This is a genomic window from Gulosibacter sediminis, from assembly GCF_014904065.1.
Taxonomy (GTDB): Bacteria; Actinomycetota; Actinomycetes; order Actinomycetales; family Microbacteriaceae; genus Gulosibacter; species Gulosibacter sediminis.
Genome location: NZ_JACXJG010000025.1, coordinates 55,298 through 69,315 on the forward strand (window position 1 = coordinate 55,298; position 14,018 = coordinate 69,315).

Below are 14,018 nucleotides of genomic sequence, written 5' to 3' on the forward strand. Positions count from 1 at the left end.
GTCAGGCCCCGTTCACGCGGTCGTTCGCGTACCGCGGGGCCATCGACTCCATCTGGTCCATGACCAGTTTGATCGCTTCGGGCTGCTTGTCCGGCGGGTACTTGTACTTCACGAGCAGTCTCTTGATCGACGATCGCAGTTTTGCGCGAACGTCGTCGCGCACGGTCCAGTCGGTGCGCACGTCGCGGCGCATGACTGACACGAGTTCGCGCGCGATCTGCGCAAGCACGTCTCCGCCCTGGACTTCGACGGCCGATTCGTTCGTGGCAACGGCGTCGTAGAACGCGAGTTCGTCGCTCGAAAGAGGTGGCGAGAACGTCGATCCGCGCGCGGCTTCGGCAGCCACGTCCTTTGCCAGCTCGATCAGCTCGGCGATGACCTCTGCAGATGTGAGCTGCTGGTTCGTGTAGCGGTTCATGACCTCGACGATCCGGTCTGAGAACGCCCGCTGCCGCACGAGGTTGCCGCGCGTCGCACGTGCCCCGGCATCCGTCAGAGACCTGCGGAGCGCCTCGATCGCGAGGTGCGCATTCGGCGCGGCCTGCGCCTTCGCGAGGAACTCAGGGCCAAGGTCGTCGAGCGCCAGCCGCGGCAGCCCGGCCGCATCGTAGATGTCGAGCACTTCACCGGGCGTGATCGAATCGGCGACGAGCCCGCCCAGCAGGCGTGAGATCTCCTCTGGAATCGGCTCGTCCCGCGACTGTCGTTCGGCGGCGTCAAACTTCGCCATCCAGACGCGAACCTCTTCATAGAACGCGATCTCGTCGCGCAGTTCCGCAAGCCCCTCGCGACCCGATCCGAGGGCCCAGGCGCGCGCGAGTTGACCGGTCGCGGTGCGGTATCGCGCCGCGAGTCGTTCGGATTCGAGTTCGGGCGCATTCAGCGGATTGCTCGCGTCCCGCAGGAAGTTCGTCGCGGTGGTGGCTGCGGTCCGCCACGCGCGAGAGCCGCCCGCGGCCGCGATCGCACGCCAATCGCAGCCTGCGAGCATTTCACGGATCTGTGCGACCAGCTCAGTCGCGATCGCGACCGCTTCATCGACGTCACGGCCGATCGGCTTGTTCTCGCGGTCCGACACGGTGTACTCCGACAGCGCCGTCGCCAGGTTGTCGGCCAGCGGCGCATACGCGACGAGCAGGCCGTCCTGTTTGCCTTCAAACGTACGGTTCACCCGCGCGAGGGTCTGCATGAGCAGGGCACCCTTCAACGGCCGGTCGAGGTACAGCGTGTGCAATGGCGGCGCGTCGAACCCGGTCAGCATCATGTCCTTCACGATGACGAGTTCGAGTTCGTCGTCAGGGTTCTTCAGCCTTGCCTTGATCACCTTGTTCTCTGAGTCGCGTCGCACGTGGTCGCTCACGGGCGGCTGATCCGAGGCCGACCCCGAGTAGACGACCTTGATGCGACCAGCATCGAGCGCATCGGAATGCCAGTCTGGCCGCAAAGCGACGATCTCGTCGTATAGCCGTGCACAGATTTCGCGCGTGCCTCCGACGATGAGTGCCTTGCCTGGCGTCATGAGGAACGGTTTCATCCGCTCGCGCCGTTCCTCCCAGTGGTGCACGAGATCCGTCGCCAGCGTCTCGATGCGTTCGGGCGCACCGTAGACCGCGTTAACAACGGCGACGGATGCTTCGAGTCGCGCCCGCTCAGTGTCGTCCAGGCCGAGCGTGTACTCGTCGGCGGCGCGATCAATGTCTTCTTCACTCACCTCATCGGTAAACGACACCTTGATGAGCCGCGGTTCAAAGTAGACGGGCACAGTGGCGCCGTCCTCGACCGCGCGGGTGAGGTCGTAGATGTCGATGTAGTCGCCGAACACTGCGCGGGTATCACGCTCGGCGAACGAGATCGGCGTACCGGTGAACGCGATGAGGGTGGCGTTCGGCAACGCATCGCGCAGGTGCCGCGCGTACCCGTCGAGGTCGTCATAGTGGCTACGATGTGCCTCGTCGACGACGACGATAACGTTGCGTCGGTCTGTGAGCAGTGGATGCTGCATGCCAGACTGCTTTTCGGCATCCGTCAACCCGAACTTCTGCAGCGTCGTGAAGTAGATACCACCGGTGACGCGGTTGCGCAGCTCGTCGCGCAACTGGGCGCGCTCGCGCACCTGCACCGGCTCATCGGGCAGCAGCAGGCTCTGATGGAACGTCTGGAACAACTGCCCGTCAAGCTCGGTGCGGTCGGTAACGACGACCACGGTGGGGTTCTTGAGCTTCGGATGCCGCGCGACGAGGTTCGTGTACAGCTCCATCTCCATCGACTTGCCCGAGCCCTGCGTGTGCCAGACGACGCCAGCCTTGCCATTAGTCTCGACGGCCTGCACGGTCGAGCCGACGGCCTTCGTCACCGCGAAATACTGGTGGGGCTTGGCAATGCGCTTCGTGAGGCCGTCGGCGTTCTCGTCAAACGCGGTGAAGTTGCGCACGAGCTGCAGAAACCGCTCCTGGTTGAACAGCCCAATGAGTGCGTCGTCGATGGGCTCGACCGAAACTCCGCCTTCGACACGAGGTTGCTGCAGCGGTGCGCCGTCATCGTCGACGTTCCACGGCGCGAAGTGGTTGAGCGGAGTGAAGGGCGTACCGTACTTGGCATCGAGCCCGTCGCTGGCGAGGGTCATGACGCAGAAGCGGAACGCCATCGGGAACTCCCGCAGATATGTCTGAAGCTGAGCGTGAGCGGGGGCGACGCCGGTGGACGCGGAACCGGCACGCTTGAGTTCGATGATGACGAGCGGCATACCATTGACGAACAGCACGACGTCGAACCGGCGATGCAGATCGCCCTGGCGGAGCGTGAGCTGGTTGACTGCGAGCCAGTCGTTGTCTGCAGGCTCGGTGCCGAGCAGGCGCAGCCGGACGTTCTGCTCGACACCATCAGCGTCGATGTAGCCCAGCGGATACCCGCCGACGAGGTACTGGTGGATCCGGTGGTTTTCGGTGATCGCATCTTGCGATTTCGGGGCGGCGATCTCGGCCAGCGCCTGCTGCAGATACTCGGCGGGCACGCCAGGGTTGAGCCGGCGCAGCGCTTCAAGCAAACGCGGACGAATGAGGAGGTCACCCCACGTATCGCGTTCCCCGGTGCCCGGCGCGATCTGGTCACCGCTCGCGGGGCGCCAACCGAGCGGCTCCGCCAGCGTGTCCAGCGCATCCCGCTCCCAGAGGTCTTCCGTTAGTGCACTCATCGTTCCTCGTTCCCCCGCGCTTCGTGTTCAAACTTGCTGCCGTCGGATACCGCGGCCCAGATCTCTGTGGCGATCCAACGCTCGCGGCCACCACGACCCCAGCGCCCCGCCGACACGAGCCACCCACGCGCTTCCGCACGCCGAAGCGCCGCCGACGCCGCGGGTCGACTGACCTCGGCATGGCGCATGACTGTTGCCACCGTGATGACCGGGTTGCGAAAAATGAGATCGATGACGGATGTCAGTGCCGAACGATCGTTGATCGTCTCCCTGCGGTAACGTTCGCGCACCTCAACGAGAGCGCGGATGCGCGCCGCAGCTCGCTTCGCCTGCTGCTCGATACCCTCGCAGAAGAACTGCACCCACTCCTCAATCTCGCCACGTTCACGCACGGCCTGCAGACGGTCGTAGTACTGGTCACGGTTGCGCTCGAAATAGTCCGAGATCGGAAGAATCGGAGCGCTAAGGACGTCGTCGGCGACGAGCATGAAGCCAATCAATAGCCGTCCAATTCGCCCATTGCCATCGAGGAACGGATGGATCGTCTCGAACTGGTAGTGCATGAGTGCGGCACGCAGCACCACCGGCATCGTCGACGGCTCGTTCACGAACCGTTCCCAGTCTGCAAGCAGGTCGCCGATCTGTTCGTGATGCGGTGGAATAAAGCGTGCAGTCTCGGGTCGCGCGTTGGGTGAGCCGATCCAGACCGGTGAGCGCCGCAACTCACCAGGGAACTTCTCGTCGCCTCGCACATCCGCGAGGAGGGTCTCATGAAGCGCACAAATGAATCGCTGCGTCAGCGGCCACTTCTGCAGCAGCATTTGACCTTCTGCGGCCGCGTTGAGGTAGTTGTTCACCTCGCGGAGGTTCTCATCGTCGATCGGCTCGTCGGCATTCTCAGCGCTCAGCACATCACTAAGCGAGGCCTGTGTCCCCTCGATCCTTGAGCTTGCCAACGCTTCCTGCGCCATCGAGGGCCCAAGCAGCAGTTCGGGGTCATCAATCAGCATCGCCAGGCCGGAAAGCCTGCCCAGCGCGAGATCCGCGCGCGACACTGCAGCCAACGACTCCGGACTCAGGACGAGTTCCCGGGGGATATTGACCGGGAGGAAGTAGGGGTGTCGCCATGCGCCGACCGGGTTGGTGACGATCGTGCCGAATGCCGTGCTGATGTACTGCTCGGTGCGCATGTCTTACCTTTCCAGAAGACCGCAAAGATGAAAGATAAAGCGCGTTTAGCTTACTTCTTCGCACTGGTTTGACAAGGCTGCGGATGCTCGCGCACAGCGGTTCATGCCCCCGGTTACTTCCCCACGCGTTGCTCGGCCATCTTGCGGATGACATCGAGAAAGCCAGGTACGTACTGGTTCCAGGCTTCATCCATCTGGTCGAGCCTGATCTTCCCGGTGTGCACGTGCTCACACAGACGCAGCCAGCCTTCGCCCGTGGCACCGGTAAGTGCGGCAGCGACTCCAGCATTGACGACGCTCCCCGCTCCCGGGATGAGTTTGATCAAGCTGCTCGCGAGCGCGCGGCCCGCGAGTTGCGCGCCGAGATTCGCCAGGGAGCTCGTCGACAGGGCTGTCTTCATCTCGATGTCGTAGATAACCGCGATGCGGGCCATCATTCCGAGTTGGATCGGCGCCAGGGTAACGGCATCCGCGACGGGAAGTGGAACCGTCGCCGCTCCTGCTGCGGCCGCGGTTGCGGCGGCGATGACGGGTCGGGCGAGTTCTCGTTTCCAGGGAAGGTTGAGTCGCTGCGCGATGCGAAAGGCATCCTGCTCGTTTTTGGGCGAGAGAGACAGGGTCTCTGCGACGAGCTCACCGAGACCATGCCCCTTGCCCTTCCCGTGCTTGTCGCTGGTGGAGGTCAGGATGACGCGCTCGTAGTTGATTGAAATTGGCTGGCCGTTGTCGACGGGTTTCTCGAGCCAATTCACGAACTCTTCAACACCCTTCGACACTCCACGCTGGCCTGTGATGGGGTTTCTCAACCAGTCCACCTTGGTCAGCACGAGAATGACGGGAAGCCCTGCCCGGCTCAGTTCGTCGATCATCGCGATCTCGTGCGGCGCAAGGCGATCGTCATTCGACTTGACGCAGTACCAGACGACAGAGATCTGCTCGTTCTTCGGTCGCTTTGCGATTTCTTGTAGGTGACCGCGCAGCTGTTCTGCCGCCGGCACGGGCGTTCCGATCTCGAACCCTTCGACATCCCAGATACCGAGGGAGTCGTCGCTGTAGTAGTGCACCCCGCGGGTGACGGGCAGCCCCTTGCCAACCTTGGCCAGATCACGCCCGAAAACCGCGTTGACAAGCGAGGACTTGCCGACGCCCGTAGCACCAATCACGGCCAGGTTAAAGCGGCCGTACCGCGACTTGGCATCACTCATGCCGTCAAGGAACGGCGTCTCATCGATATTCGAGGGCTCGGGTTCAGCACTCATCATTTGCTCCTGTAGGTGTCGTGGCGCCAGCAGTGAATGCCATTGCTTCAGCATCGCGGACTCGCAGCTTGCCGGACATCAACTGCGGCAGAAGCGCATCGCGCGTCGCGCCGAGGGTGCGATTCTCCCGCGCTTGTACTGCAACGAGCTCACGCAGTGGCGCCGCTGTGTCTTCGAATCGGCGAATACTCGTAGCTGGGAGGTCGGGTACTGGTGCCTCCAAGAATCGGTCAGCTCTTACCGCTGGGTAAGCGCTACCTTCAGCCACGTTCTCGAGAAACGATGTGAACTCGGGTCGCCGAGTGGACTCGTACAAGTAGGCGAAACCTACGGTGCGAGGCGACAAGACAGCGAGCCCAGTCGACGCCACGAGCATTGGATCGTCCTCAAGATTGAGTGCATGAGACCGGCGATTTGGCCGCACTGTAGACCACACGGTGTCGCCGGCAGCCAGTCCTCGTCGAGCGCGTCCCGGCGCATCGGCCCAGTCGCTGACGCCCGGGTACTCGAACGTACCCACACCGACCGACGCGATATCGACGTACCTCAACTGCCGCCCAACTTCCGGCCTGACCGACTGACGGTTCACGTCTGCAATCGCTCGGAGGCTTGTCGTCCCGGTACCGTGAGTTATCTTCTCGAGCAGTCCTGCGAGGTATTCGTCAATCAAGCCTGCAAGGGCTAAGTTGGCGGCGATCTTGTCGTCGAGAGCGCCCAGCACCTCGGCGATCGCCTGCTGTTCCGCGAGCGGAGGATGCATGAAACTAAACGCCGCCATGGCAGACGCACTCATGTTCGGCTGAGCCGACTTCCCATGAGCCTGACTGTCGACGAATCTCAACCAATCGGCCGATTGCAGTATGTACGACACGAAACGCGAGTCGAACTCTGGTCGTACACGGAAACGCACGAGATAGGACGCGAAAACCGCTGGCTCGGTCGATCTGACCCATTGCGAGCGTCCGGTCGAAGCGCCTGTACGCGCAACGACAATGTCCCCGTCGGTCAGCGAATACTTTTGTATCTCCTGCGAGGTCGCCACACAGTACGGGACAGCATTCCAGTCAACGTGGGAATGTTCGATGTCCGTTATCCTCAGAAATCGAGGACCGACGCTGTGTGCCGTAGCCGAAGTCGTCAGCCCGTAATCAACGCGCTCGCACGCGTCGCCCAGCGTTGTTTCAAACATCGACCCTCCCCAACTGCTCACGCACGACATCCGCTAACCGCGCTGACTCGGCGAACTGCGCCTCGAGCTCTCCGCGCAGGCGGGCGAGCTTCTCTTCGATGGGCTCGCCATCGTCTTCGATCTCGGGCGCACCGACATAGCGACCCGGCGTCAGCGCGTAGTCGGCGGCCTTGATCTCGGCGAGCGTTGCCGAGTACGCGAAGCCGGGCACATCCTCGTAGGGCTCGCCTTCCTGGCGAAGCCAGGAGTGGTAGGTGTCGGCAATCTTCGCGATGTCGTCGCCAGAGAGTGCGCGCTCGGCGCGATCGACCATGTGGCCGAGGTTTCGTCCGTCGAGGAACAGCACCTCGCCGGCACGCTTGCCCTTATCCTTTGCGAAGAACCACACGCACACCGGAATCCCCGTCGAGCGGAACAGCTGCGTCGGCAGTGCCACCATGCACGACACCAGGTCGGCCTCGACGATCTCGGCGCGAATCTTGCCCTCGCCGCCCGAGTTCGACGACATCGATCCATTGGCCATAACGACGCCCGCCTGCCCACCCGGGGCGAGCTTCGACAGGATGTGCTGAATCCACGCATAGTTTGCGTTGCCGGCCGGTGGCACGCCGAACCGCCAGCGCGGGTCAGACTCGTTGCGTGCCCAATCCTTGATGTTGAACGGCGGGTTCGCCATCACGAAGTCGGCCTGCAGATCGGGGTGCAGGTCACGCGCGAAGGTGTCGCCCCACCGCGGGCCCAAGTTGCCGGAGAGCCCGTGGATGGCGAGGTTCATCTTCGCCATACGCCACGTGCGCTCGTTGAGCTCCTGCCCATAGACCGAGATGTCGCTTCCCTCGCCGTGATTCGCGTCGATGAACTTCTCGGCCTGCACGAACATGCCGCCCGACCCGCACGCCGGGTCGTACACCCGACCGTGCGTCGGCTGCAGCAGCTCGACCAGCACTCGCACGACCCCTGCAGGGGTGTAGAATTCTCCACCCCGCTTGCCCTCGGCCGCGGCGAACTTCTCGAGGAAGTATTCGTACACCTCGCCCAGCAGATCGCGTGCGCGGCGCCCGTCCGTTCCTCCCTGCCCCTGTGCCGTGAATCGCGCGGAGTTGAACAGGTCGATCAGTTCGCCGAGCCGCCGCTGATCGACATTGTCGCGATTGAAAATGCGCGGCAGCGTACCAGCCAGCCGCGGGTTGGCCTGCATGACCGCATCCATCGCCTCATCGATGAGCGCACCGATCGACTTCTCTGGGCCGTCCATCGACGGCCCCAGGCCCTTCGCGTTTTCCGCGAGGAACGACCAGCGTGCGTTTGCCGGCACCCAGAACACACCCCGCCCCGTGTACTCGTCGGTATCGTCGATAAGCTCGGCGATCTGGTCGTCGTCGTACCCGTCGGCGGTGAGCTCGGTGCNGGATGCTGGCACGCCGCTCATCGAACGCATCCGACACGTACTTCAAGAACACGAGCCCAAGGATGACGTCTTTGTACTGTGACGCGTCCATCGAACCGCGCAGCTTGTCGGCGGCTTTCCAGAGCGTGTCTTTCAGCTCTTTCATTGTCGACGGCGCCGGTGCGGCACCCTTCCGTGTCCGGGGCATGCAGTTCCTTACTTCAAGGCGGATGCTGTGGCATCCGATTCGGTCAGAGTGACGGTGCCGGCGGCCACGGCCGTCGTCAGCGTATCGATGTAGTGGTCGAGGCGAGCCACGCGATCCATGAGCGCCGCGCGCACGTCTGCGGATTCAGAGAGTGCGCGCCGGAGCGGCGCGATGGCCGACGGCGCGACTCGGCGGAGCATCCACCGTTGCCATGCGCCCGGCCCTCCGGCTTGGACTGCAATGTCGGCTGCGATGAGTTCCGGGACAAGCCCGCCCGAATCTGCCGGGGTGATCCGCAACACACGCGCGGGGTATGCGACAACCTTTGAGCCGTCGGTGTCAACCCACGCCGCGGCGGTAGGGCTCGTGCGGAAGACCACGTCACCGGGTCGAGTCAGCTGAGCGGAGGGGTGTTGCGTCGCGAATGTGAGCTGGTCGACGCGGGTACGGCCGATCGACGCGGGCTCGTCGAGGTCAGCTGCCGTCACGACGACCAGTCCTTCCGAACCCAACAGGTCGGCGTCAAGGCGCGTGCCCTGTACCCGCCGCAGGTGTCCAGCCGCGATCAGCTCCGATACCGACGCCGCTGCCGGGGCGTCGTGCCGCTCCGGCGATACTTCGAATGGGGTGAGGTCGGAACGGACGGCCTCTCCCGCCATGTCGAGCAACGCGGGGAGCGCCCTCACGTTCGCACTGGACGGCCGTCCTCCCCGTTTCGCCGACGCCACCAGCGAGCCGCTGCTTGCCTGCAGTGAAGACGTGGCCACGAACTTCGCGAACCGGAAATGATGCGCACGAAGATCTCGGCGACCGCCCATGGCCGCCATCAGGTCTGAGACCAGGTCGGCGCGCGTCGCCGCGGTGAGTTGCGCATCGCTGAGATCGGCGACGGCAGTGGCCCGCTGCGCGGGTGGCACTTCGCCTGCCGGCTGCCCAAGCATCCACATCGCGAGAGACTCGCGGATCGCGCTGTCGACCAGGCCGGTCGTCAGTCGCGCGATTCCTCGTACCTGACCGGAGCGAAGGATGTCTGCGCGCACCAACTCATCGTCGGGCGTCAACGGGTCGACAAGTGCCCGCGCGGGGCCGATCACAACCGCCGCATCGGCGGGCCGCAACGACAAGGAGACCTCGTCGACTGCCTGCAAGATCGCGGCCACGTCTTCGCCTCGGTTTGACGGAACGCGAGCGACCACGACGGAACGAGTCGCCGGGTCAGCTCCGTCGCCGACCCAGTGCCCTTCGACCAGCAGCTGGCGCCGGACGCGGCGGGCCTCCACATCGGACGGCAGAACGGTACTCACCTCGTCGCCGAGTTTGTTTGCGATCGCCAACGATAGCGCGGCGTCATCTGCGTCCAGCACCACAGTGGTGTCGTTGCCCGTGAGGGCGAGCGTGGCATCGACGACCAATGCGGTGACTTCTGCGACCAACTTTCCCGCCGAACCAATCGCACGGTTCGATGCCGCATGGCGTCGGGCGACAAGTGCCAGCGCAGCGGACGGCGAGTACGCAGCGTCAACAAGACGCGCTGCGTAGGCGAGCCAGGGCGCGCCCCGACCGACGTGTGCAGCGATCTCGCGATGAAACATGCGGTCGGATGGGTCGAACTCGGCTGCTGCGTCATTGAGCTGTGCGTGCGTGAGTTCACTGAGACTGTCGGTCTGCGCATACATGGCGATCAGCGCCTCCAGTTCAGCGACCGCACTCGCGTCGGCAAAGGAGAATCCCGCAGGAGTTGCTGCCGCGGCAGCATCCTCACGTGCATCCGGGTTGTTGCCATGCTCAGTGCGCACAAGCCAGTCAGCCACCTCGTCTGCGTTGAAGCTAGGTCGGCCGATCTCGTCCGTGACCGCATTCGGAAATGGATCCTGAGTGGCCGCGAACCGTGCCCGCCACGTCGAGACCACGGGGCGCTGCACTCTGGCCAGCCGGGCGACACCGGCCAGGTCGATCAGGAGTGAGGGCGCTGTGGACATGAGTCAAACGTACTTCAAGAATCTAACTTGGTAGATGCACTCACTGATAAGAGGGCTTATCAGCAGTCTCAATGAAGTTCGCCCAATTTTGGTCCACGATCGGTTCAACGACACCACGTCGTTATCACGGGCAGAGCGTTGCTGATTTGCCCCGCCCGTGGGATCCACTTCCGCACCCTTTGGAGTAGCTCATGACCCACGCCACGCCGATCACCGCCCTCAACGAAATCAAGTGCCCCCACTGCGGGACCCCCTTCACGATCGACAAGGCGCAGTACGCCGACATCGTGCAGCAGGTGCGCAGCACAGAGTTCGAACACGAGCTTCATGCGCGCCTCGCCGCAGCGGACAAGACCAAGGAGTCTGAGATCGCGCTCGCCGTAGCTAAGGAAGCTCAGCAGGCACAGAAGGCCAGCGCCGCGAAGGACACCGAGATCCAGCACCTGAAGTCCGAGCTGAAGTCGGCGGCGACCGCCCAGGAGCTTGCGGTCGCAAAGGCAGTCTCGGCTGCGGAGAAGAGCCTCGAGAAGGCGAAGAACACGCTGGCTCTTCAGTCCGCCGAGCAGAAGGTCAAGGACGCCGCGCTCAAGGAGTCGCACACCAGGGAGCTCGCCCTGAAGGATGAACTCATCGACCGGTATAAGGACATGAAGGCGAAGCTGTCGGTGAAGCTCCTCGGGGAGACCCTCGAGCAGCACTGCGAGACCGAGTTCAATCGCATGCGCTCCCTCGCTTTCCCCAACGCGACGTTCGGGAAGGACAACGACGCATCCGCTGGCACGAAGGGCGACTACGTCTTCCGAGACTTCAGCGACGACAAGGTGGAGTACGTCTCGATCATGTTCGAGATGAAGAATGAGTCCGACGCCACCGCTACGAAGAAGAAGAACAGCGACTTTTTCGCCAAGCTCGACAAGGATCGCAACGACAAGGGTTGCGAGTATGCGGTGCTCGTCTCGATGCTCGAGGAAGACTCAGACCTCTACGCCGGGATCACCGATGTCTCTCACGAGTACCCGAAGATGTTCGTCGTCCGTCCGCAGTTCTTCCTCGCGATCATCGCCCTGCTACGCAACGCCGCGCAGGACACCATCATGGTCAAGGACGAGCTCGAACAGATCAAGAAGCAGAACATCGATATCACCGAGTTTGAGGCAGAGCTCGAAGAGTTTAAGTCGGCGTTCGGCCGAAACTACCGCCTTGCCAGTGGCAAGTTCGATGCCGCAATCAAAGAAATCGACGGTGCGATCGCCCGGCTCCAGAAGGTCAAGGACAACCTTCTCGGGTCGGAGAACAACCTCCGACTCGCGAACGAGAAGGCGACAGCGCTCACGGTCAAGAAGTTGACCAAGGGCAACCCGACTATGGCGGCCAAGTTTGCCGAGCTGGGCGCGGCCGACGAGCACGACCCTGCATAACAGTTTTCGGTGGGAGCCCTGCACGAGTGCGGGCTCCCACCGAAAAACGCTGAGCCTGCCGGCCCGCGCTAAAGCAGCGCCTCGATATCGCCCGACCCAAGCACGTTCGGCTCGCGATCGCGCAGCAGCAGCGCAAGCCGCGCCGTCTCCTCGAGCTCTTCGGCGGCAGCCACCGCGGCGGCGAGCGTCGCCCCCGCCACAAGCGAGCCGTGGTGGGCGAGAATCACCGCCGGCGCGCGCGTGGCCGCCTCGCGGATCTCGGCAACCGCATCCGTCGTGCCGGGCTTGAAGTACGGTACGACGGGCACGTCGCGGCCGACGCGCATCACGAAGTACGGCGTCAGCGACGGGATGAGCGGCTCGCCCTCGCGCCAGAGGCAGCTCAGCGCCGTGACGTAGGTCGAGTGGAGGTGCACGATTGCACGGGCGTCGGGGCGCGCCTCGTACATCGCCCGGTGCATCGGCACCTCCTTGCTCGGCTTGCCACCGCCGATGTGCCGAAACTCGCCATCAAGCTCCGAGAGCTCGCTGACGTCGAGGCGCCCGAGCGAGGAGTTCGTCGGGGTCATGAGCAGACCCCCGTCGACTCGCGCGCTGAGGTTGCCGGCGGTGCCAACCGAGTACCCGCGGTTGAAGAGGCTCGCGCCAAACTCCACGAGCTGCTGGCGAGTTTCGTGATTACGCAATCGAGGTTTCCTTATCTGCGGCGAGCGCGGTTACACAAAGATGTCGGCAACGAGCAGCGAGACGAGGCAGGTCGCCCACGCGATCGTCGTCGGCACCGACCAGGTCAGCAGCTGGTGCTTGACCTCCTTGACACCGAGCATGCGGTTGACGACCCAGAAGAGCGAGTCGTTGAAGTAGCTGAACACCATCGCGCCGAGACACGCGGCCTGCGCGGCGAGCGCGAGGTTCACGTCGGGCATCGTCGCGAGAATCGGCGCCGAGAGCGAGGCCGAGGTGATGATTGAGACGGTGCCGCTGCCTTGTACGAGCCGCACGGCCGAGGCGATGACGAACGGAATCAGGATCGCCGGCAGCGGCAGCTGCGAGACGAACTCGCCGAGCGCGTCGCCCACGCCGCTGTCGCGGAGCACCTGGCCGAGCGCGCCGCCGGCACCGGTGACGAGCAGGATGATGCCGGCCTGGTCGATGCCCTTCTCCATGGTCGCGAGCGTGGTCTGGCGCTTCTGGCCGATGGTAAGGCCGTAGATCGCGGCGATGACGCCGAGGCCAACGGCGATGACCGGGTTCCCGACGAAGGATGCGACGCCAACGAGCCACTCGGGCAGCACGCCGGGCGCGCTGGTCGCGACCGCGTTGATGCCGGTGTTCGCAAAGATGAGCACGATGGGCAGGAGGATCGGCAGCATCGACATGAACAGCGACGGCAGCTCCTTCTCACGCTCCTCGGCGAGGCTGTTGAACTCGCTGACCGCCTCGCTGGCACTGAGCTTGGTGCCGGTGTCGACCTCGATCATCTTCTCGATCTTCGGGCCCATGTACTTCGCGTAGAGCGTCACGGTGAAGATCGCGGGGATCGTGAGGATCACGCCGTAGAGGATCATCTCGCCGATGTTCACGTCGAAGATGCCGGCCGCGCCAAGCGGGCCAGGCGTCGGCGGCACGGCGTGGTGGGTGAGCACGAGGCCGCCGGCGAGGGCGATGCCGAGCGTGAGCACCGAGCGGCCCGCGCTGCGCGAGAGCGCCTTGACGAGCGGGTTCAAGATGACGAATGCGCTGTCAACGAAGATCGGGATCGACACGATGTAGCCGGCGACCGCGAGCGCCCACTCCTCCTTGCGCTTGCCGAGCCAGCGCAGCAGGGTAATCGCAAGCTTCTCGGCCGCGCCGGACGCCTCGAGGATGGCGCCCATCATGACGCCGAAACCGACCACGAAACCGATCGTGGCGAGCGTCGAGCCGAAACCGGAAGAAATCGATCCGACGGTGTCTTCGGGCGACAAGCCCGCCGAAAGGCCGGCGATCGACGCGGCGATGACGAGGGCGAGCAGCGCGTGAATCTTCGTGCGCAGCACGAGGAAGATGAGGACAGCGATGGCGACGGCAAGGCCGACGAAGGCCCACGGGCCGACCGTCACGGCGCCCTCCGCTTCGGCGGCAACGAGCGCGGCCGACCGCGAGACGCCGAGCGCGTCAATGAGGCTCTTCACGAATGAGGGTGTAGCGCGGGTCTG

8 protein-coding genes and 1 pseudogene are annotated in these 14,018 nt (G+C 64.0%); 1 reads left to right on the plus strand and 8 read right to left on the minus strand.

What is annotated here, in order from left to right:
• Position 1 precedes the first annotated feature (1 nt).
• The 6 genes and pseudogenes from ID132_RS11970 to ID132_RS11995 form a co-directional block, all read right to left on the minus strand.
• Positions 2-3,190: a type I restriction endonuclease subunit R gene (locus tag ID132_RS11970; RefSeq protein ID WP_193128727.1), complete on the minus strand. Its 3,189-nt coding sequence runs from the start codon at positions 3,188-3,190 to the stop codon at positions 2-4.
• Complete coding sequence (locus ID132_RS11975; RefSeq protein WP_193128728.1) at positions 3,187-4,380, minus strand: Fic family protein; 1,194 nt, start codon at positions 4,378-4,380, stop codon at positions 3,187-3,189. The genes ID132_RS11970 and ID132_RS11975 overlap by 4 nt, the downstream gene beginning before the upstream one ends.
• Before the next feature lie 113 nt (positions 4,381-4,493).
• Positions 4,494-5,639, minus strand: coding sequence for a GTPase (locus ID132_RS11980; protein WP_235988544.1), 1,146 nt, complete (start codon positions 5,637-5,639; stop codon positions 4,494-4,496).
• Positions 5,629-6,828 (minus strand): restriction endonuclease subunit S, encoded by a 1,200-nt coding sequence (locus ID132_RS11985; protein WP_193128730.1) that lies wholly within the window; start codon positions 6,826-6,828, stop codon positions 5,629-5,631. The genes ID132_RS11980 and ID132_RS11985 overlap by 11 nt, the downstream gene beginning before the upstream one ends.
• A pseudogene (locus tag ID132_RS11990) lies at positions 6,821-8,423 on the minus strand (class I SAM-dependent DNA methyltransferase). Before ID132_RS11990 ends, ID132_RS11985 begins: the two are co-directional and overlap by 8 nt.
• A gap of 8 nt (positions 8,424-8,431) precedes the next feature.
• Complete coding sequence (locus ID132_RS11995; protein ID WP_193128731.1) at positions 8,432-10,402, minus strand: hypothetical protein; 1,971 nt, start codon at positions 10,400-10,402, stop codon at positions 8,432-8,434.
• Between the two features lie 191 nt (positions 10,403-10,593).
• Between ID132_RS11995 and ID132_RS12000 the strand changes: the two genes are divergently transcribed.
• The gene (locus tag ID132_RS12000) at positions 10,594-11,820 is read left to right on the plus strand and encodes a DUF2130 domain-containing protein (protein WP_193128732.1); all 1,227 of its coding nucleotides are present in this window, start codon (positions 10,594-10,596) and stop codon (positions 11,818-11,820) included.
• A 68-nt stretch (positions 11,821-11,888) separates the two neighbouring features.
• On the opposite strand, the gene ID132_RS12005 is transcribed toward ID132_RS12000, so the two are convergent.
• Together ID132_RS12005 and ID132_RS12010 are read right to left on the minus strand one after the other, a co-directional pair.
• Complete coding sequence (locus ID132_RS12005; RefSeq protein WP_193128733.1) at positions 11,889-12,506, minus strand: class II aldolase/adducin family protein; 618 nt, start codon at positions 12,504-12,506, stop codon at positions 11,889-11,891.
• 30 nt (positions 12,507-12,536) lie between these two features.
• Positions 12,537-14,018: GntP family permease (locus tag ID132_RS12010; RefSeq protein WP_211198418.1), on the minus strand; the 1,482-nt coding region annotated here is incomplete at its 5' end.

Coding starts and splice junctions, on each gene's coding strand:
- ID132_RS12000 (WP_193128732.1), top strand. CDS start 10,594: ATGACCCACGCCACGCCGATCACCGCCCTCAACGAAATCAAGTGCCCC.
- ID132_RS11975 (WP_193128728.1), bottom strand. CDS start 4,380: ATGCGCACCGAGCAGTACATCAGCACGGCATTCGGCACGATCGTCACC.
- ID132_RS11985 (WP_193128730.1), bottom strand. CDS start 6,828: ATGTTTGAAACAACGCTGGGCGACGCGTGCGAGCGCGTTGATTACGGG.
- ID132_RS11995 (WP_193128731.1), bottom strand. CDS start 10,402: ATGTCCACAGCGCCCTCACTCCTGATCGACCTGGCCGGTGTCGCCCGG.
- ID132_RS11970 (WP_193128727.1), bottom strand. CDS start 3,190: ATGAGTGCACTAACGGAAGACCTCTGGGAGCGGGATGCGCTGGACACG.
- ID132_RS11980 (WP_235988544.1), bottom strand. CDS start 5,639: ATGAGTGCTGAACCCGAGCCCTCGAATATCGATGAGACGCCGTTCCTT.